Annotated in this window: 17 protein-coding genes; 10 read left to right on the forward strand and 7 right to left on the reverse strand. The window is 40.3% G+C overall.

All coding sequences use genetic code 11. From position 1 onward, the window contains the following. Positions 1-651: 651 nt before the first annotated feature. The gene (locus OO184_RS22445) at positions 652-1,068 is read left to right on the forward strand and encodes a fascin domain-containing protein (RefSeq protein ID WP_265381082.1); all 417 of its coding nucleotides are present in this window, start codon (positions 652-654) and stop codon (positions 1,066-1,068) included. Between the two features lie 241 nt (positions 1,069-1,309). Further along, positions 1,310-2,287: an elongation factor P--(R)-beta-lysine ligase gene (gene epmA / locus OO184_RS22450; RefSeq protein WP_265381083.1), complete on the forward strand. Its 978-nt coding sequence runs from the start codon at positions 1,310-1,312 to the stop codon at positions 2,285-2,287. Positions 2,288-2,337: 50 nt separating this feature from the next. On the opposite strand, the gene glpQ is transcribed toward epmA, so the two are convergent. Both glpQ and glpT read right to left on the reverse strand, forming a co-directional pair. Continuing rightward, positions 2,338-3,414: a glycerophosphodiester phosphodiesterase gene (gene glpQ, locus OO184_RS22455; RefSeq protein ID WP_265381084.1), complete on the reverse strand. Its 1,077-nt coding sequence runs from the start codon at positions 3,412-3,414 to the stop codon at positions 2,338-2,340. Between the two features lie 179 nt (positions 3,415-3,593). Next, complete coding sequence (gene glpT, locus OO184_RS22460) at positions 3,594-4,946, reverse strand: glycerol-3-phosphate transporter (protein ID WP_265381085.1); 1,353 nt, start codon at positions 4,944-4,946, stop codon at positions 3,594-3,596. 503 nt (positions 4,947-5,449) lie between these two features. Here glpT and OO184_RS22465 point away from each other — a divergent pair. The 3 genes from OO184_RS22465 (at position 5,450) to OO184_RS22475 (ending at position 7,898) form a co-directional block, all read left to right on the forward strand. Next, positions 5,450-5,881, forward strand: coding sequence for a DUF29 domain-containing protein (locus OO184_RS22465; protein ID WP_265381086.1), 432 nt, complete (start codon positions 5,450-5,452; stop codon positions 5,879-5,881). A 308-nt stretch (positions 5,882-6,189) separates the two neighbouring features. Further along, on the forward strand, positions 6,190-7,320 hold the full coding sequence (locus tag OO184_RS22470; RefSeq protein ID WP_265381087.1) for an SPM autocatalytic domain-containing protein: 1,131 nt from the start codon (positions 6,190-6,192) through the stop codon (positions 7,318-7,320). Further along, complete coding sequence (locus tag OO184_RS22475) at positions 7,317-7,898, forward strand: tetratricopeptide repeat protein (RefSeq protein ID WP_265381088.1); 582 nt, start codon at positions 7,317-7,319, stop codon at positions 7,896-7,898. Before OO184_RS22470 ends, OO184_RS22475 begins: the two co-directional genes overlap by 4 nt. A gap of 192 nt (positions 7,899-8,090) precedes the next feature. Here OO184_RS22475 and OO184_RS22480 read toward each other — a convergent pair whose 3' ends face one another. Continuing rightward, entirely contained in the window at positions 8,091-9,191 is a 1,101-nt protein-coding gene (locus OO184_RS22480) for a glycerol dehydrogenase (protein ID WP_265381089.1), read from the reverse strand. A gap of 490 nt (positions 9,192-9,681) precedes the next feature. Then, positions 9,682-10,332, reverse strand: coding sequence for an L-fuculose-phosphate aldolase (gene fucA, locus OO184_RS22485; RefSeq protein WP_265381090.1), 651 nt, complete (start codon positions 10,330-10,332; stop codon positions 9,682-9,684). A 457-nt stretch (positions 10,333-10,789) separates the two neighbouring features. Between fucA and fucP the strand changes: the two genes are divergently transcribed. From fucP to fucR, 4 genes are all read left to right on the forward strand, one after another. Then, entirely contained in the window at positions 10,790-12,130 is a 1,341-nt protein-coding gene (fucP, locus tag OO184_RS22490; protein ID WP_265381091.1) for an L-fucose:H+ symporter permease, read from the forward strand. 27 nt (positions 12,131-12,157) lie between these two features. Further along, entirely contained in the window at positions 12,158-13,936 is a 1,779-nt protein-coding gene (fucI, locus tag OO184_RS22495; protein ID WP_265381092.1) for an L-fucose isomerase, read from the forward strand. A gap of 57 nt (positions 13,937-13,993) precedes the next feature. Continuing rightward, positions 13,994-15,439, forward strand: a complete 1,446-nt coding sequence (gene fucK, locus OO184_RS22500; protein WP_265381093.1) for an L-fuculokinase — start codon at positions 13,994-13,996, stop codon at positions 15,437-15,439. Positions 15,440-15,653: 214 nt separating this feature from the next. Then, positions 15,654-16,361 carry an L-fucose operon activator gene (gene fucR / locus OO184_RS22505; protein ID WP_265381094.1) on the forward strand — a complete coding sequence of 236 codons (708 nt, stop codon included), beginning with the start codon at positions 15,654-15,656 and terminating at the stop codon, positions 16,359-16,361. 183 nt (positions 16,362-16,544) lie between these two features. Here fucR and OO184_RS22510 read toward each other — a convergent pair whose 3' ends face one another. Further along, the gene (locus OO184_RS22510; RefSeq protein ID WP_265381095.1) at positions 16,545-17,219 is read right to left on the reverse strand and encodes a 7-cyano-7-deazaguanine/7-aminomethyl-7-deazaguanine transporter; all 675 of its coding nucleotides are present in this window, start codon (positions 17,217-17,219) and stop codon (positions 16,545-16,547) included. Positions 17,220-17,453: 234 nt separating this feature from the next. Between OO184_RS22510 and tusA the strand changes: the two genes are divergently transcribed. Next, positions 17,454-17,708: a sulfurtransferase TusA gene (gene tusA, locus OO184_RS22515; RefSeq protein WP_049582752.1), complete on the forward strand. Its 255-nt coding sequence runs from the start codon at positions 17,454-17,456 to the stop codon at positions 17,706-17,708. A gap of 150 nt (positions 17,709-17,858) precedes the next feature. On the opposite strand, the gene OO184_RS22520 is transcribed toward tusA, so the two are convergent. Both OO184_RS22520 and OO184_RS22525 read right to left on the reverse strand, forming a co-directional pair. Then, a complete protein-coding gene (locus tag OO184_RS22520) occupies positions 17,859-20,138 on the reverse strand; it encodes a zinc/cadmium/mercury/lead-transporting ATPase (RefSeq protein WP_265381096.1) in 2,280 nt (759 codons plus the stop codon). Between the two features lie 151 nt (positions 20,139-20,289). Beyond that, on the reverse strand, positions 20,290-20,916 hold the full coding sequence (locus OO184_RS22525) for a lysoplasmalogenase (RefSeq protein WP_265381097.1): 627 nt from the start codon (positions 20,914-20,916) through the stop codon (positions 20,290-20,292). Positions 20,917-20,948 lie beyond the last annotated feature (32 nt).

The raw sequence follows: 20,948 nt of genomic DNA on the forward strand, positions 1-20,948 counted from the left end.
CCTATGGATTTCAAGATGCATCGCGACGGCAAAGGAGCGAATCCCCGGGAGCATAGAGAACTATGTGACCGGGGTGAGTGAGTGCAGCCAACAAAGAGGCAACTTGAAAGATGACGGGTATAGTAGTGATTTTTTACATAGCCTTATGGTGGTCAAGTAAAACTGACCACTATTATTTTAATGATAGAACAATAGGATGAATCACTTAATATACCAGATAAAATATTAATTATATTTCGTGATAATTTGATTAATAATGTATTCTTCGTGTTACTGGTCATATTATAATTATCATCTTAAATTATTTTTCAGTTTCCTGATAATATCTTGTTTTTAATTTAGACATGATAATTTCTTCTGGTTATTTAATAATTATAAGTAATAATTGACTGCATCGTCCATAATAAAGAGAGGGTATATACCCAATGGATTTCAAGTTGCATCGCGACGGCAAGGGAACGAATCCCCGGGAGCATAGATAACTATGTGACCGGGGTGAGTGCAGCCAACAAAGAGGCAGCTTGAAAGATGACGGGTATATTTTATTGTTTAACGGTAATAGTATATATTTAACAAAGGAGTGGGCTAGAGAGTCGATATGAGGTTTAAATGGTATTCTATAAAATCGTGAATTATATTTAAACGGAGGCTATGATGGCATTATCAGAGCATACCATCGCATTGCAGGCAGATAATGGACTCTATCTAAGTCGATTCAATATAGGAAATGTTAATCACATTCAGGCTGTAAGATATACTATTGGTGCTTCTTCCCGGTATGTAGTGACGCTATTTGATGCTTATACAATGGCACTTCGGGCAGACAATGGGCTCTATTTGAGTCGGGTTTCTCTGCCTGGTGGTGATTATATTACGGCTTCAAAATTGAATATTGATGCTCATTCTACGTTTACGGTAGAAGATGTCGGCTATGATTTGATAGCACTAAAGGCAGATAACGGAAAATATCTGACCAGGCTTAAAATGAAAGGTATTCATTATATTAAGGCTGATAAAACCAATATAGACGGTTTTTGCCATTTTAAATTGATAACTCTGTTAGAGTAAATAGTGATTTTGATTGGTATTGGTTTTGTTGTGTCAGGAAAAAATCTATCACTATTTTATTTTTATCTGACGGTAATATTTTGGCAGGTAGCTAATAATAATATATCCGGCAGTAGTAAATTTGCGATAGTCTTGATACGAGACAAGCTAAGTTGTTCCGGGATGATCAGTCGGTAATAATTTGTCTGATATGTGTGATGCAGGTAGACTGCACGTTTGGTTTTATTTTGGAGTCATTTACATGAGCGAAGCAGCAAACTGGCAGCCAAGCGCACCGATCGCCAACTTGTTGAAACGAGCGACTATTTTAGCAGAAATACGGCGCTTTTTCGCAGATCGTGGGGTATTGGAAGTTGAAACGCCTGCGATGGGTCAGTTTACAGTGACTGATATTCAATTGTTTCCTTTTCAGACGGAGTTTGTTGGCCCAGGTGCTGCGGATGGTATGGCTCTTTATCTGATGACAAGCCCGGAATATCACATGAAGCGCTTGCTGGCGGCAGGAAGCGGCCCTATTTATCAGCTCGGTCGCTGCTTCCGTAATGAAGAGGCGGGGCGTTATCATAATCCTGAATTTACCATGCTGGAATGGTATCGGCCTCACTATGATATGTATCGTTTGATGAATGAAGTTGATGACTTACTTCAACAGATCCTTGACTGTGAAAATGCAGAATCACTCTCTTATCAACAGGCTTTCCTGCGTTATCTGGATATTGACCCGCTATCAGCAGAGAAAGAAAAGTTGCGTGAAGTCGCCGCCAAGTTGGATCTGAGTAATATTGCTGATGTAGAAGAAGATCGAGATACTTTATTGCAACTTTTGTTTGCTGTTGGTGTTGAACCGCATATTGGTACTGAAAAGCCAACTTTTATCTACCATTTTCCAGCTTCTCAGGCTTCTCTGGCGGAAATCAGCAAAGAAGATCATCGGGTGGCAGAGCGTTTTGAAGTCTATTTCAAAGGCGTTGAATTGGCGAATGGCTTCCGTGAGCTAACTGATAGTAATGAACAGCGTCAGCGTTTTGAACAGGATAACCGTAAACGCGCAGAGTTAGGTTTACCTGTTCGGCCGATTGATGAAAACTTGGTTGGTGCCTTGAAACAAGGGATGCCTGAGTGTGCAGGCGTGGCGCTTGGCGTCGATCGTTTGGTGATGTTAGCTTTGCGGGCTGAAAAGCTCAGTGATGTTATGGCCTTTTCGATAAGTAAAGCGTAATTATTAAAGCGATAAGAATAGGGCGCAGATTGAGGCGCCCTGTTTGCAGCTTATTTATGTTGATGATGTTTTTGCAGGAATTTCACGCCTAAGTCAGGAAAATCGGTGAATACACCGTCTACACCCGCTTGGTTATACATGATATCGAAAAGATGATCGCCGCTGGCGGCATATTTAGGCAGTTGATCAATTCGAATCGTGTATGGGTGGACTTCCAGATTATTGGTGTGAGCTTCTTTTACCAGACTAGTTAACTTAGTATTGGTTGGTGTGGAATCCTCCGCCACGATCATATGGTAATCAGGGCCGATGCCATCAGCATATTGTGCCACTTCTTTCATTGCACCTGGTTTGAACATCCAGTCATAGCTGTAATTTGTCCATTGGCCGTCTGATTGCTTTTCATAAGTTTCATTCCAGTCGGTGTAGGCGATAAGTTGAACCAGTTTCAGGTCCATGCCTAGCTTGGGTTCCAGCTCGTTTTTGATGCGTTTGAGTTCGTTGGTATCAAAACATTGCAGGTAAACTTTGTCGCTTTTCTTGGTATAACCATACTCTTTCAGCACGGCTAGCACCTTAGTGGAAATATCTTTTCCCTCTTGTTGGTGGAACCACGGCGCTTTAATTTCCGGGTAAATACCGATGCTTTTGCCGGTAGATTTATTTAATCCTTGAACAAACTCAATCTCTTCCTGAAAAGTGTGGATTCGGAAATCAGATTTCCACATCGGGAAACGATTGGCGAAGCTTTGTATCTGTTGATTATTTTTAATCTCGAAGCCTTCCGTGAATTTTAATGACTTGATTTCAGATAAGGTAAAGTCGATGGCATAGTAGCGTCCATCTTGGCGAGCACGGCCAGGGAATTTACTGGCAACGTCAGTTACGCGATCAAGATAGTGGTCGTGTAAGACTATCAGTTCATCATCTTTAGTCATGACCAGATCTTGTTCCAGATAATCAGCACCTTCGGCATAAGCCATCGCTTTGGCTGGCAGAGTGTGTTCAGGCAGATATCCACTTGCGCCTCGATGGGCGATAACAATCTTATCTGCCGCCTGGGTGATACCTGACATTGATGAGGCTAAAATAATACCTGTTATTATTGTTTTGATTGGAGTTTGCATGTGTGTTTCTCCGTTTTAGCGATGAGATGAAATCTATCTCATTAAACTGTGTGTTTGTCTGTGTTAATAATACTCACTGACATAATCTCTTAGTTTAGAGTCTGAAAAAAGCCGCAGCATATATAATGCTGCGGCTTAATTGATATTATCAGTGATATATCACAGTTTAATGACAGAGGTTAGCCATATTGTTGGGCTATTTCCTGTTTATGTTTCTTTTCGGTAATTGTGACGATTAGCAACAGAATAACGGACAAGATACTACCACCAATCATTACCATAAACCCGCTATCCCAACCGAAAAACTCAACGGTGTAACCGATGATAGCACTTGCAGCAACAGAGCCGCCTAAGTAACCAAATAAGCCGGTGAAGCCGGCGGCTGTACCTGCGGCTTTCTTTGGCGCCAGCTCAAGGGCATGTAGACCAGTCAGCATCACTGGGCCGTAGATAAGGAAGCCAATAATCAACATGCAAGCCATATCTACGGTTGGGTTACCTGGTGGGTTTAACCAGAATACGATAGTGGCGATGGTGACCAGCGTCATAAAGAACACACCGGTTGCACCACGGTTGCCTTTAAATATTTTGTCTGACATCCAACCACAGAGTAGCGTGCCTGGGATACCGGCATATTCGTACAAGAAATAAGCCCATGAAGATTTATCTAGCGCGAAATGCTTGGCTTCACGTAGATAGGTTGGCGACCAGTCAAGAACACCGTAACGTAGCAGATAAACAAATACGTTAGCCATAGCCACCATCCACAGCAGTTTGTTAGGTAACACGTACTGCATGAAAATCTGTTTAGCTGTTAACTCTTTTTCATCTTTTTCTGTGTAATCAGAAGGATAGTCGTTTTTATACTCTTCGATTGGCGGCAAGCCACAAGATTGTGGTGTGTCACGCATCAGCGCGAACGCAATCAATGCAACGAGAATTGCGGCAAAAGCTGGCATGTAAAGTGCGGCTTTCCAATCATTGAACCACGCCATACCTAACAGGAATAGCAATGGTGGTAAGCCGCCGCCAACATTATGTGAGCAGTTCCAGATAGAAACGATACCGCCACGTTCTTTCTGTGACCACCAGTGCACCATAGTACGACCACAAGGAGGCCAACCCATGCCTTGAAACCAGCCGCACAGGAACAGTAGTACAAACATAATGGCAATACTGGAAGTTGCCCAAGGTACGAAACCCATAAACAGCATGACAACAGCCGCGAGGATCAGACCCGCAGGTAAGAAGAATCGTGGGTTAGAACGGTCGGATACGGAGCCCATGATGAATTTGGAGATGCCGTATGCGATAGAAATCCCTGATAATGCGAAGCCGAGATCACCTTTGGAAAAACCTTGCTCAACCAGATAAGGCATTGCGAGTGCAAAGTTTTTCCTTACCAGATAATAAGCAGCATAACCAAAGAAAATGCCCATAAAAATTTGCCAGCGTAAGCGACGATAGACGGGATCTATCTGTTCTGTTGACAGCCGGGACCTATGAGGCGCCGGCTTGAAAATACTTAACATATTTTGCCTCCGATGGCATTTTTGATTATATAAATAGCTCGCCGGTTGACTAATGCCACCGGATGGGAAAATGAGAGGTTTTGTAAGTGGTTATTTTCCATAACGAAAATTATGATAGTTGAAATAACCCAACCTATCTGTGAAACAACCCTCAGTTGTTAAAGTTGTTTTTCCCCGGCGATAATTCTGAGTGATTTGTTAACTTTTTAAAATGTACTTTACCAATGAAATTGTGACCATTGTCACAATAACTAGCTTTACTTAGTTATCGGTGAGCGTTTTTGGTTCGTTTTTGTTCTTTATCAAACAAAAACCACAGATTTCATGCTTCCTTTATTTGTTATTCTATATGTATCCGTCCAGACGAAAGGCTCTTCTCAAATTTAGGGTGAATGGACTGCTAATCGATTTTAACGATAAACATACTGTTTTGACGGTATACCAATAATCTGCCAGACTCATAATTTATACAGTTGCATAGCTGATATACAAGTGGAGGAACCATGACGACACGTTATGACAGCGATTTTTATGGTTGGACGCAGGAGCAGGCAGACTTGCTTCGTTCCGGTGATTTTAGCCAGTTGGATACGGAAAATCTTCTTGAGGAAATTGAGGCTATGGGGCGAAGTGAGCGCAGAGAATTACGATCTCGGTTGGAAATTTTACTCGCACACTTACTGAAATGGAGATATCAGGCAGATAGCAGAGGGCGGAGTTGGGAACTAACCATTGAAGAACAGCGTGATAAGGCGATTGATTGTTTGCAAGAATCTCCCAGTTTGAAAAATAAGTTGGATGAACATTTGGAAAAAGCTTACACCGCTGCTCGTCGATTAGCAGAAAAAGAAACGCTAATTAATCGGAATATATTTCCTGAAACTTGTCCTTGGACGTTTGAGGAAATAATGGATGAAAACTTTTGGCCTGAATAGACTCGATAAATTTATTTCTTAACGCACTGATTTTGAACAGTGCGTTTTCTTATCGCTGTGGCTATACTCAAGATAATGGTGAGGTCCAAAATAGTAACGCAAAATGCCAACAGTTATAATTTCTTATCGAAGAATATAATAATTAAGTAATAATAAAGATAAAATATTAGCAAACTATTAATTTGGTTTTTTGATATGGATTTATAAAGTTTCAGTAGTGATATTGATAATTATTTCTATTTGCAGTAAATTGTGTTCTCTTTAATTTGTCAAAGAAAATTATGGAGATTTTCAATAAGGAAATAACTGTGCCAAGTAAAGACTATGGGTTAGTTGATAAAATTGTTAACGAAAATTTTAAAGGAATGCATGTAGAAACAATAACAGTAAAAATAGCACCTTCAGGTACTAAATATACTAATGCGGCAGGAGACGTTAGCAAGTCTACTTTTGGACATGTATGGGTTGAATTTCAGGGTGAATCAATCGGATGGGGCTTAGGTGATAATAAGCAAGTAGGAGGAATTGAGAACATAACTTTTAGAGACTCAATAGCATACGATAAATCAAAAATTTCCAGTGTTACATATCCAATATATTCAGAGAGTGTGGTTCATAATATGAAAGGCTACATCTCTGATTTAAAAAATGGAAATTTCTATGATTTTAAACCGAATTACAACCTCCTTACCAATAACTGTATAGGTTTTGTAAACTCAATTCTTCGAGTTTCACATTATGATAATGATAAAAATGGTATAGATTTTATTCAAGAATTACGAGGAATGAGTCCAAATGCTGTATTAGATAATCTTGAAGAAATTGTTGAAAGTCAGAAAGATACAGAAACACCACTTATTATTGATTTAACTGGAGATGGTATTATTACCATCGAGGAAAATGGTTCTATATATTTTGATCATGATAATGATGGTATTGTTGAAAGTTCAGGATGGATAGAAGCCAATAATGCATTTCTGGTATGGGATAAAAATGGAGATGGAAAAATAAATAACGGAAGTGAGTTATTCGGGAATAATTATATATTAAAAAATGGAAACAAATCAGCAAATGGGTTTGCTGCATTAGTAGATCTTGATGATAATTGTGATGGTATTTTTGATCAAAATGATAGTCTATGGAATTCATTAGAGTTATGGATTGATGCTAATAAAGATGGTATAACTGATGACGGAGAGTTGTATAAATTAAGTAAGTCAGGAATCTCAGCTATAAATCTTACATATAAAGAAAATGGATTTAAGGATATCAATGGTAACATTCATGGGTTGGAAAGTTCAGTGCTCTGGAATAATGGGAATACGACTAAGATAGTGGATGTGTTTTTTACTGTGGATAAAAACATACAGATGGAGTCACTAAATTCAAATATTGACATAATAGGGATAAATAATACTTTTAGCGAGATTATTTTATGAATAATTTTTTTGTAATAAATAAGAAATATTTTCTCTATTTAGTGTTGTTTTTTTCTTTTATTGCTCAGAGTTCAGGCATGAACATACAAGATACCCCATCGATTGTCTTCAATCATTCGGATGATTTCTTATCAGAATTTTCTATTCCAATGCCTAAAAATGAAAATGAATATCATGCGTTAATAAAGAAAGCAAATAATGGGAATGTAGATGCAAACTGGATGCTCGCTGTAATACAACAAATAGAAGGTTATCGTCAAGAAGCCAGTGAAAGATATAAGTTATCTATATCAAGAAATGATAAATATAAGTTAAGATCTATGGTTAATTTAGGGTTTATTTTAGAGGATGAAAATAAATACTCAGATGCGAGAGCGCTTTTCGAATTGGCTGGAAAAAGTGGATATTTTGAAGGCTATCGTACCATTGGAACCAATTATTTAAATGGGATCGGTGTAAATCAAGATTTTAATAAGGCAAAAGAGTATTTTAATAAAGGAAGCAAAATTGGGTGTCATGAATGCACATTTCTTATTAATAATTGGAGTGATGTTATTAAATTGAAAAAATCAGAATAGTAAATTTATATTTTGAGTTAACCTGCTAGTACTCAGTGAGATCTTTTCAGGAAGAAAAATTTGGGAAGGCGGAGTTCTTAATATGGCGACAGGTTCTGTTTGATGAACGAAATTTTGTTAAAAAAATGGTTAGATAAAAAATCGGTTTTTTATCAACAATTTGAGCGGACAATTTGCCCGCTCCTGTTAAACTTAATACAGCCAGTCGCGTCCCATCCGGTCAGCAGCCATAATAGCGGCATATACTTTTTCCGGTGTCACTTCAAAAGGCATGTTGTGAATGGTTTCGCCTGTAGCACAACTCGCTGTTGCCACTGTCATTACTTTTTCTTGCAGTTTTTCACTATCTTTTACGCCAAGTTGATCCAGAGTAACCGGTAGCCCTATCTGTACACAGAAATCAAGTAAAGTATCTAATTCTTCATTTGGGCTATTTTCCAGTATTAGTTGAACTAATACTCCGAAAGCGACTTTTTCGCCGTGGTACATGTGGTGACATTCTTCCAATACGGTAAAACCATTGTGTACGGCATGAGCAGCGGCTAAGCCCGTATTTTCAAAGCCCAAGCCGCTTAAGTAAGTAATAGCCTCAATAACATTTTCCACCGCGGATGTACTGACGCCGGCTTCAACAGCCAGTTTTGCTTTATAGCCTTCTTCTAACAACGTTTCGTAACAGAGATGAGAAAGGGCCATTGCTGTACGGGATATTCCACCACCTGTCATTCGGGGTTGATGTGTGGCTCCACAAGCTCGGGCTTCAAAGTGAGTTGCCAGCGCGTCACCAATTCCAGCAATCAGAAAACGGGTTGGGGCTTTAGCGATAATGTTGGTATCTATGAGTACAATATCTGGATTTGTTGGGAAAACGAGATAATCTTCATATTTGCCATCATCGTTGTAAATAACAGAGAGCGCGCTGGTTGGAGCATTCGTGGAAGCGATAGTGGGGGCAATCAGAACAGGTAATCTGGATTCGTAAGCAACCGCTTTTGCGGTGTCTTGTACTTTGCCGCCGCCGATGCCAATAACGGCTTGGCATTCATGTTTTTTAAGAATATCAGACAGGCGCTTAATCTCATTTTGGCTACATTCACCGCCAAACATTTCAAAATGGCGGGTAATTTCATGCTGTTCCAGGCTGTTATGAACGGTCTCTCCCACCAATTTCATCGCGGAGTTACCAATGATAACTAAAACGTGGTCGGCGATAGTTTTTGTATATTTACCAATATGAAGCAGGGCATCAGGTCCCTGAATGTATTTGGATGGAGATTGAATAATTTTCAGCATAGGAATATTCCTTTTGTGGAAACTCAATATCTGTTTGTCGCATCAATTTTCCTAACGAACAGGGAGCAGAATGTGACAGACCGGTAAACTATTTTCGGGTGAAAAAAGTACTTAAATTACTTAACAGACTAACACCATCTATAAAAATTAATGGTTGGTTATGGATAAATAAAGTTGTTATGCCCATTTTGTTGTGGGAAATGTGTGTTTTTTTGATCTATGCCCGGATCTTTGTACTAGAACAGTCCTTTTTTCCATTGGGCTTAGCTGCGTTTGGGGAAGCTAGTGGGTTGGACTGGTAGTAAAAAAGCGGACAGCGTGGCAGGCTATTGCTTTGACAATCTCTTAATTAGCCGTTCTGATTAAGAGACAATTCTTTTCTTTTGACGCCAGGAATAATTCATTAATTGCGCCTTGTCCAAACCAACTTATTTCATTAGTAACCATACTATGAGCCATAATGACCGCTTGACAAAGTGATCCTATTTTTTCAATTCTTTTCAATTTTTAAGCCATATGTCTTAAATTTCTCAAGCACGATTGCTATTTCCTCTGGACTCAGAATAGGAACTGGATTTTGGATCGCTAAGGTTTGTAAATATAGATGAGCGAGCACTTCAACTTCATGCGCGAGCCACAGTGCTTTTTGTAGATTAATTTCACAAACAATCATCCCATGATGCTGTAATAGAATCGCTTTTCTGTTTTTAAAACCGTTAAATACATAGTCAGAGAGTTGTTTGGTGCCAAATGTTGCGTAAGGCACACAGGGAATTGAATCTCCTCCCGCCGCTGCAATCATGTAATGAATGGCCGGGATTGGCTTATTTAAAATGGAAACCGCTGTGCAATGAATTGCATGATTATGGACGACGGCATTGGCGTCGGGTCTGGCATGATAGACCGCTTGATGAAAACGCCATTCACTCGAGGGGATCTTATTATCCTCAGGTTGACCATTTTCATCTACATAAACAATATGTGTTTCAGTCAATTGTTCATAAGGAATTCCTGTCGGCGTAATTAACATTCCATTGTTATAACGGACACTAACATTACCCGCAGTGCCTTGATTTAATCCTAATCGGGTCATTTCTAAGCATGTATTAATAATTTCACGAGATAATGTATTTCTTTTCATGATTATTTACCTTGTTTAAATTCGAAGTATGCTTTTATGCTAGTCAATAAAAAATAAATAAATGAAGTTTGCTATTTTTGTTGTAATACTTTGTTGTTTTTAAATAAATATTTAAGTTAATTTTTGTGATTAAGCTCAAATGTTTTTATCATTTTTGGGGTTTTAAAGATATCCGTATTTATCTTTTTATTCCGTATTTTTCATTTCTCACTCAAACGGTCATTTATTGGTTTTATTGACCGTTTTTTCATAAAAAAAATTATACGGTCATCTTTATGACCGAATTAAATAAAAAAGATACAAACGGGCATGTGTAATGGATTTATTTCAGTGATTAGGTTCACAATTTAGCGGTATGAATAAATAAGTGTGATTGGGATCATTTTCTTATCTTATAGATGGCTAAAAATACGACTGATTCTGGCTTACAGTATCAACTGCGATAGATGAGGGTGCTATGGATAATATATCGACACGATCAAATATAGCGCAAGATAATAAGAAAATCAGAGGTTATTTAATTCCTTTCGCTCTTTTGTGTTCCCTGTTTTTCTTATGGGCTGTGGCAAATAACTTAAATGATATATTGCTGCCTCAATTTCAAAAAGCTTTTGTCTTAACAAATTTCCAGGCGGGATTAATCCAGTCTGCATTTTATTTTGGTTATTTTGTTATTCCTATTCCTGCCGGAATGTTAATGAATAAGCTAAATTATAAAGCAGGGATAATTACTGGCTTATTGTTTTATGCTGTTGGTGCTGTCCTTTTTTGGCCTGCCGCAGAAGCGATGAGTTATACATTATTCTTGGTGGGGCTTTTTATTATTGCTGCTGGGTTAGGGTGCTTGGAAACAGCGGCTAACCCTTTTGTCACGGTATTAGGTCCTGAAAAAACGGGGCATTTCCGCATTAATCTGGCACAAACATTTAATTCGTTTGGGGCAATTATCGCCGTTATTTTTGGGCAAAGTTTAATTTTATCTAATGTCCCTCATTTACCCCAAGAAACACTTGATAAAATGACTGTTGAGCAGATTAATACCTATAATCATAGCCTCGTTTTAGCGGTACAGTCTCCTTATATGATTATCGCTGCTGCTGTTTTAATGATTGCATTCGTGATCTTATTTACCAAATTTCCAGTGATACAAAGTGATACGCATAATAAAAGTGATACGCATAATAATAGTAGCTCATTCCTTGAGTCTTTAGGCCGCCTGATTAAAATCAAGCATTGGCGTTGGGCAGTGTTAGCACAATTTTGCTATGTCGGTGCGCAAACAGCTTGCTGGAGTTACCTGATTCGTTATGCCGTTGATGAAATTCCGAGTATGACTCCAGGGTACGCGGCTAATTATCTGACAGCAACAATGGTGTTTTTCTTTATTGGTCGATCGACGGGTACTTGGTTAGTTAAGCGATTTTCTCCGGAAAAAGTATTAGCTTGTTATGCCTTGATATCCATGATCCTTTGCATTATTTCCGCATTCGTAGGGGGATATATCGGCTTAATTGCATTGACCATTTGTAGCATGTTTATGTCTATTCAATACCCAACTATCTTTTCATTAGGAATTAAAGGATTAGGTCAGGACACTAAATATGGTTCTTCGCTCATTGTCATGACGATTGTTGGAGGTGGCGTCGTGACGCCTATTATGGGATTTGTCAGTGATGCTGTGGGTCATATTCCAACGGCCGAGCTTGTGCCTGCTTTTTGTTTTGCTGTGATCTTGATTTTCGCAAAATTCCGCGCGAATGCATTACCCGGTAATCCGTTTAATTTAAAAAGCAAATAACAACTTTATTTGTATAGAGGAAATCGCATGAGAAAGAATATGAATTTACCCAAGATTGGTATTCGTCCAGTTATTGATGGCCGTCGTATGGGAGTGCGTGAATCACTCGAAGAGCAAACTTTGAATATGGCAAAAGCGACAGCTAATTTATTGACTGGGCATATTTACCATGCTTGTGGTATCCCTGTTGAATGCGTTATTGCAGACACATGTATTGCTGGTCTTGCTGAGTCTGCGGCTTGTGATGAAAAATTCAGTGCATTAAATATTGGTCTGACAATTACCGTCACGCCGTGTTGGTGTTATGGCAGTGAAACATTAGATATGGAACCAACAAGACCCAAAGCTATCTGGGGGTTTAATGGGACTGAACGTCCAGGCGCAGTCTATCTTGCGGCAGCTTTAGCCGCCCACTCGCAAAAAGGTATCCCCGCTTTTTCTATATATGGGCATGAAGTTCAAGATGCTGATGACACTCGTATTCCTGATGATGTTAAAGAAAAATTGCTACGATTTGCCCGAGCTGGATTGGCGGTTGCAAGTATGAAAGGAAAAACTTACCTTTCTGTTGGTGGCGCATCAATGGGTATTGCAGGTTCAATTGTTGATCATAATTTTTTCGAATCCTGGCTTGGTATGAAAATTCAAACTGTTGATATGACGGAATTACGCCGTCGTATTGATCTGCAAATATATGATGAAGAGGAACTTGAGCTGGCCTTATCTTGGGCAGATAAGTATTTCCAATATGGTGAAGATCTGAATGCTAAACAATATCACCGTTCACCAGAAAGTCGTCATCAAGTTCTTCGCGAAAGTTTACTCATGGCTATTTGCATTCGTGACATGATGCTGGGGAATTCAAAACTGAAAGAAAAAGGGTATGGTGAAGAAGCCCTCGGTTACAACGCTATTGTTGCGGGTTTCCAGGGGCAGCGTCATTGGACAGATCAATACCCCAATGGTGATACTGCGGAAGCGATTTTAAATAGTTCATTCGATTGGAACGGCATCCGTCAGCCATTTACGGTTGCAACAGAGAATGACAGTCTAAATGGCGTTGCGATGTTATTTGGCCATATGCTAACAGGGACAGCGCAGATTTTTGCTGATGTTCGAACTTTCTGGTCGCCAGAATCTATCGAGCGTGTTACGGGCAAAAAACTCACGGGGCAGGCTGAAAATGGGGTGATTCATCTGATTAATTCAGGCTCTGCAACACTGGATGGGACTTGTTGCCAAAAAGACGCTCAAGGCCATCCTACGATGAAACCTCACTGGGAAATTACCGAAGAGGAAGTAGATGCTTGCTTGGCTGCAACGCAATGGTGCCCGGCGCTCCATGAATATTTCAGAGGTGGTGGCTTTTCCTCCAAATTCTTAACGAAAGGCGGCGTTCCTTTCACCCTGAGTCGTGTCAATATTATTAAAGGACTTGGTCCTGTCCTGCAAATTGCTGAGGGCTGGAGTGCGGAATTGCCTAAAGATATTCATGACATTCTGGATAAACGGACAAATGAAACTTGGCCGACAACTTGGTTTGTTCCACGTTTAACCGGTAGAGGCGTCTTTAAGGATGTGTACTCCGTTATGGCGAATTGGGGAGCTAATCATGGTGTGCTTTCTATTGGTCATGTCGGCGCCGATTTCATTACGTTAGCTTCTATGCTCAGAATCCCAGTTTGTATGCATAACGTGGATGAAAAAGCCATTTATCGTCCTTCTGCATGGAGTGCATACGGTATGGAGCCGGAAGGTTCAGATTACCGAGCCTGTCAAAACTATGGTCCTCTCTATAAGAAATAGTGGCTGCCGGCGGTACGATACGAATTGTACCGCCTCTGTTCCACAACAGGAGAGCGTATGATGCAAGATGTCGTTTTAGTTTTGGATTGCGGGGCTACGAATGTGCGGGCTATTGCGGTTGACTCTCAGGGTAATGTGATTGCAAGGGAGTCAACACCGAATACCAGTGAGCCTGATAAAGCCAATTCTCACTGGCATATATGGTCGCTGGATGCCATTTTAGAGCGGTTGGCGGGCTGTTGTCGTGGAGTTATCTCCAAATTATCAGGTTATAAGATACGCGCAATAACGGTGACGACGTTTGGTGTTGATGGAACACTGGTCGATGCAAAGGGTGACCTACTTTATCCCATTATTAGTTGGAAATGTCCGCGAACAACCCCTATTGTTGAAAATATTGAGCGTTACTTTTCCGCTGAGAAATTGCAAACGATATCCGGTGTTGGGCAATTTAATTTTAATACGCTTTATAAGTTAATTTGGTTAAAGGAAAATCATCCTACTCTTTTCAATAAAGCCCATGTATGGCTGTTTATTTCTTCTTTAATCAATTATCGATTAACCGGGGTGATGTTAACTGACAGAACGATGGCCGGAACCAGCCAGTTGCTAAATATTCATCATGAGCAGTTTAGTGAAGTAATATTAGATGCTATTTCTATTCCAGAGAGTTTATTTCCCGAACTCGTTCATGCTGGTGAGCAAATTGGTACTTTAATTCCAGAGGCAGCTAAAAAGTTGAATTTGCCTTCAGGAATTCCCGTTATTTCCTCTGGACATGATACGCAATTTGCGTTATTTGGCTCTGGCGCAGATTTAAATCAACCCATCTTATCTTCCGGCACTTGGGAGATTCTGATGGTACGCGCCTCTCATGTGAATACCCATATTTTACCTTATTATGCTGGTTCTACATGTGAATTAGACGCAAGAAAAGGGATCTTTAACCCGGGATTGCAATGGTTAGCTTCTGGAATACTTGAATGGATCAGACAGCTTTTCTGGCAAGGTATCTCCCCTTCGGAGGCCTATCTCCAAATGATCCATGAAGCTTTATCTGTTCCTCCAGGTGTTAATAACTTAAGAATGAATTGTCGTTTGTTAACCTCCGAGGCAGGATGGTGTGGAATAACGTTGGATACTGAACGACGTCATTTTTATCGTGCTGCATTAGAGGCATTGGGGTATCAATTAAAACAAAACTTATCTCTTTTAGAGAAAATAAGTGGATTTCATGCTAAAGAGTTGGTGTTAGTGGGGGGAGGTAGTCGAAATTATCTCTGGAACCAAATAAAAGCAGATATTTTAAACTTACCAATAAAAGTACTTAATGAATCAGAGACGACGGTATTAGGCGCTTCTTTCTTTGCTTGGTTTGGTGTGGGTTATTATAAATCGGCTGAAAAAGCCCGTGAGCAGTTTTCTTATCACTATGAACTTTATACACCTGGTGAGCATCAGGCAGCTTATAATTTATTATTTCAAAATTTTATACAGGAATAGGTAATCTTCTGTTGAAAATGATTTTACTAGTTATTTCTTCTTGCTATCTCTTTTAAATATGCTGATTAAAGTAGGAAATGATAACGCTTTTGCTATCGTCGTCACAGAGAAAACGACTAAATGTGGAAATATATTGCTAAAAAAGACGTGATTTTCTAATTCTGGTATTGGACAAAATAATCCTATTCTGTCCAAATATAAAAGGGATTCCTTTATGAGAAATGAACGTCACCAGAAAATCATGGATCTTCTCCATCATCATGAATCATTAACAACCTCTGAACTTTCCGTAGCTTTACAAGTGAGTAAAGAAACAATACGTCGGGATCTGCGATTTCTTCAAGAGTATGGTCATCTTCTGCGTTTACATGGAAAAGCAAAAAGCTTAAACAGAGAAACACAGGATAATGGTGACCCCTTTAACATGCGGGTTAAAAGCCATTTTTCGAGTAAATCACTTATTGCTCAACGAGCGGTGACTTGGATAAGTGAAGGAATGATAATTGCACTTGATGCAAGTTCAACATGTTGGTATCTGGCAAAGCAACTTCCTGATATTAATATTACTATTTTTACCAATAGCATTCGTATTTGTCATCAATTATCAAAGAAAAAAAATATTCAATTAATCAGTTCAGGGGGAGTTTTGCATCGTAAATATGCTTGTTATATTAGTTCATCACTTATTACACAATTAAAAAATTTAGAGATAGATCTATTTATTTTTTCCTGTGATGGTATTGATGCAAATGGTGATTTATGGGATTCGAATATTGATAATGCGGAATTCAAAGATATTCTTATAAGACGATCATTACAATCAATTTTGTTAATTGATAAGAGTAAAATTAACCGAAAAAGCGAAATTAAAATAGGAAATCGTAGTAATATCACTGACATAATATCGAATTATCAGGTGTAGTTGTTAATATCGATGAGTATATTTATATATACCCAATGGATTTCAAGATGCATCGCGACGGCAAGGGAGCGAATCCCCGGGAGCATAGATAACTATGTGACCGGGGTGGAAGGTTATTTCCTTGCCCAATCTCTTAATCAGGAGATCTGATTAAGAGACAGTTATCGGGCGGGCGTATAAAAATCAGCGAGCTTGGATATGGGTACTGCTAGTTTGATAGGCAAAGAAATACTTGAGAATCAGGTTCAACAAAATGCCGTAAGCGGGTAGGAAAAAGAGTAAGCAGATTAGTAGCTTAAAGCAGTAATCTACTAACCCAATCTCGATCCAATTAGCTGCCATGAAAGCATCGGTACTGCGATAGAAAGCGATAGAGAAAAAGGCAAGGGTATCAAGTAAGTTGCCGAAGAACATTGTTGCTGCGGGAGCGACCCACCAATTACGTCTCTGGCGCAGACGATTGAAGACGTGTACATCCAGTATCTGCCCAAGGAAGTAAGCCATAAAGCTGGCGCAGGCAATACGGGCAACAAAGAGATTGAATTCAGACAATGCAGTAAATTCTTGCCACACGCCCTGGAAAAATAGGGCAGAAATTATATAAGAGATCAACAATGCGGGGAACATAACGGTAGTAATGATTCGCCTTGCCAGTGGTGCGCCATAGATACGAACCGTCAAATCGGTTGCAAGAAAAATAAATGGGAAAGTAAAGGCTCCCCAGGTGGTGTGAAAACCGAAAATAGAGATGGGTAGTTGCACCAGATAATTACTGGAAATAATAATCAGAATGTGAAATAACGAAAGCCAAATTAAAGCGACAGCTCGCTGTTGTGTAACCGTAGCTGATGAAAACATATTGTACCTTTTTGGATAATGGGGTGAGGGAACCCAGTGAAAGATTTGCCGTTTTAGCTGACGGCGCCTCACATGATACGTCGGTTGTACACGAATTCAAAATGTATCGAGACGGCAAGGGAGCATAGATAACTATGTGACTGGGGTGAGTGAGTGCAGCCAACAAAGAGGCAACTTGAAAGATAACGGGTATAATCCAGTTTCATAGATTGCCTGAAATTGTAGAGATAAGTTATGCCCGATGTGTTTACTAATCCAGATAAAACCCTTGATACACAAGGGCTTCGCTGTCCTGAACCAGTAATGATGGTGCGGAAAACCGTGCGTCATATGGAAGCAGGGCAGATGTTATTAATTCTTGCTGACGATCCGGCAACTACGCGTGATATTCCCAGTTTTTGTCGTTTTATGGAGCATCAATTGGTTGCCCAAGAAACGGAACAAATGCCTTATCGCTATCTGGTTAGAAAAAAAGAGAATCAATTCTGAATATAACCGCCGAGTTGAGAAATGAGCGTTTTTGTTTTTCTACCGTGCCTTTGAATGCCAATGAGTTTTCATCACTGAATTGATCTTGCTATAGCACAGGATATGAGCCGGAAATAAGACCCATATCCTTAAATAGCCAAGCGATTTTCGTTATTTCAGTTTAATCCTTAATAACCTTACCGCGTTCGCCGTTACAAGAGCGGTTGCGCCAGAATCCGCCAGTACTGCCATCCACAAACCTGTGATACCTAATAGGCTGGTGACAAGGAAGATTCCTTTTAATCCCAGCGCAATAGCAATATTTTGGCGGATATTATTGTGCGTTGCGCGGGAAAGGGTGATGATTTCCGACAAACCTGTCAGGCGGTTGTGAGTCAATGCTGCGTCTGCGGTTTCCAGAGCGACATCGGTGCCGCTTCCCATTGCTACACCGATGCTGGAAGCTTTCATTGCAGGTGCGTCGTTGATGCCGTCACCGACCATCATTGTGTTGTGATCTTTATTCAATGCAATGACCGCTTTGACTTTATCTTCCGGCATTAACCCGGCGCGGAAATCTATTCCTAACTGACCTGCAATTGCAGTTGCTGCACGAGGGTTATCCCCTGTCAACATCACTGATTTAATGCCTTGATCTTTCAGTAAACGGATAGCATCAATTGCATCCTGACGTAACGTATCTTGCATCGCGATAAGGCCGGTAAATTGTTCATCATGCATTACGGCAACAACGGTTTTACCGCAATCTTCTAACTGAACAATTTTTTGTTTCCAATAATCAGATAACGTGTTTGCTGGTAGTTTTCCGGGCGTGCTGACGAGAATACGTTTACCGTCTAACTGACCTTCAACGCCAATCCCCGCCAACGCCTTACGGTGTTCAGCTTCGGTAATATTAACGTTTTTACTTTCTGCATGTTGCAAAATGGCTTTAGCCAGTGGGTGGTGGGAGCCGCTTTCTACTGCGGAAGCCAAAGTTAATAGCTGAGATTCGCTGATATTTTCTGCTGGTTGTACATCTGTGACTTGTGGTTTACCGGCGGTCAGCGTCCCGGTTTTATCAAAAGCGATTGTGGTAATTAGCCCTAATTGTTCCAGTGCCGCACCACCTTTAATCAAGGCACCTCGGCGGGTTGCTGCTGCAAGGGCAGAGGTAATTGCGGCGGGGGTGGAAATCACCAAAGCGCAAGGGCAGCCGATCAATAGCAAAGTAAGACCACGGTAGATCCATGTTTCCCAAGGTTGGCTGAATACAGTTGGTGGAATAATGATGACTAGCGCAGAGAACAGCATAATTAGCGGAGTGTAAATTCGGCTAAAACGGTCAATGAAGCGCTCAATCGGCGCCCGGCGCTCTTCGGCTTCTTCAATCAGTTGCAGAATACGGTCAATGGCATTGTTGCCCTGTTCGGACAATACTTTCATTTGGACTGCACGATCCACGGACAAACAACCGGCCGGAACTTTTTCTCCTTGCATGCGTTCAACCGGAATAGATTCACCTGTCAGCGCACTTTCATCGAAGCTAGCGAATGAATTGAGTAATTCTGCGTCAGTGGGTAAACGTCCGCCTGGCGCAATCTCAATAATATCGCCTGGGCGAAGGTCTGAAACTGGGACAGTTCTTTTCTCACCGTTTTTTACCAGTAGTGCCTCTTCCGGCACTAATGCCATTAGTGCGCTTACTCCTCGACGAGCACGGCCGGCAGCATAAGCTTCCAACATTTCACCAAGCATAAACAACAGTAGTACCATTGCGGCTTCAGCGGTTGCATCGATAAACAACGCACCGATGGCGGCAACACTCATCAAGGTTTCAATGGCAAATGGCGTGCCTGATCGTATGAGTTGCCAGGCTTTGGTGACAATAGGTACTAATCCAATCACGGTAGTGATAATAAAGGCAATACGACCAAATGAAGGATTGGCGTTGGAGATTCCCCAACTTATCAGCATCATCAATGAAAGAGTGATGATCGGTGCGAATTCTTTCCAGCGGCTGCTTTTTGCTGCTTTCTGATTTGAATCGGAATTGTGTAGGGAAAATCCAGCCTGATTAACCGCTTGAATAACCGCTGAACGTATATCTGTATCAGCATCTACGACCAGTTTTTCAGTTGCGAATAGAACTTTGGCTTGTTTCACCTCTGGAATTTTGCTGACCGCAGTTTCAATTTTGCGAGCACAACTTGGACAATCCATGCCATTAACCACCCAACTAAAACGTTGGTTTGCCAAAAGTTCAGGCGCTTGTGTCTGTTGTGTATCATGAGAAGGGTGATGCTCATGTGAGCAAGCCTTACCATGTTCATGATTATGTAAATGCTCACTAACTTGTTTAGCTTGATCTGAACAAGTGGTAGTCGCGCAGCAGCTTCCATGCTGGTGGTTATGTTGATGAGCACTATTTTTGTTTGAATTTGAGTACATGGACTCCCCCTGGGTAGAGTTAACTCAAAGATAATGGCTAATGATTAAACTCTACACTCTGGAGCCCACTCCAGAGTCAATAAAAAGAGAAAATAAAGTTGGCAAATCGTGCGACTGAATGCTGATATCTATTTTCAACTTGATCTTTTTATTAAAGATAAATAGAACGAATAATCAGAAAATGGCCGATAAAATAACAGGTTGCCACAATCGCCTTAGAAGATTTGAGTTGGAGGCGGTAATGGTTGATCAGCCAGAAACTATGTGACAGTAGCAACAAGATACTGCCTGCTAATAGGGAGAAACCATAATCTGTATTAAGGGAGAAGTATTGTTCACCTGCCATCCACACCATTATCAAAAGCATAACGACCGAGGCAACGACCGGCCAACGCATTTTTTCCAGTTTATTCCAAATAACCAGCAGAATAATGGAACCCAGAACCAGTAAAATTAATGGCAACGGGAAGAAGAAACTGAAATTCATCTGTAATACAAAGCTTACCGTGTAGAGCAGATAACAGAGGAATAATGTGCCTAGAGAGAGTAGTGAATACTTACTGGGGAGCATACGCAGAGCATCTGATATTAAAGCAGTAAATAACCCAAGACAGATTAAATAGCCTGAAATATGCAGCTCAGGCGCTTGCCATGCCCACAATAATAACAATAGCAAAGTAATTGGCCTGAATAGCCATCTTTGCCAGTTTGGACCACGGTAAGCTGCGTCAACATACAACCAACCAGAAAGAAATACTGCAATAAATGGCCAGCTCATATTTGTTCCTTAATAAGTGATGGGTAAGGGAT

Origin of the sequence: Photorhabdus aballayi (assembly GCF_026153155.1) — a bacterium.
Taxonomy (GTDB): Bacteria; Pseudomonadota; Gammaproteobacteria; order Enterobacterales; family Enterobacteriaceae; genus Photorhabdus; species Photorhabdus luminescens.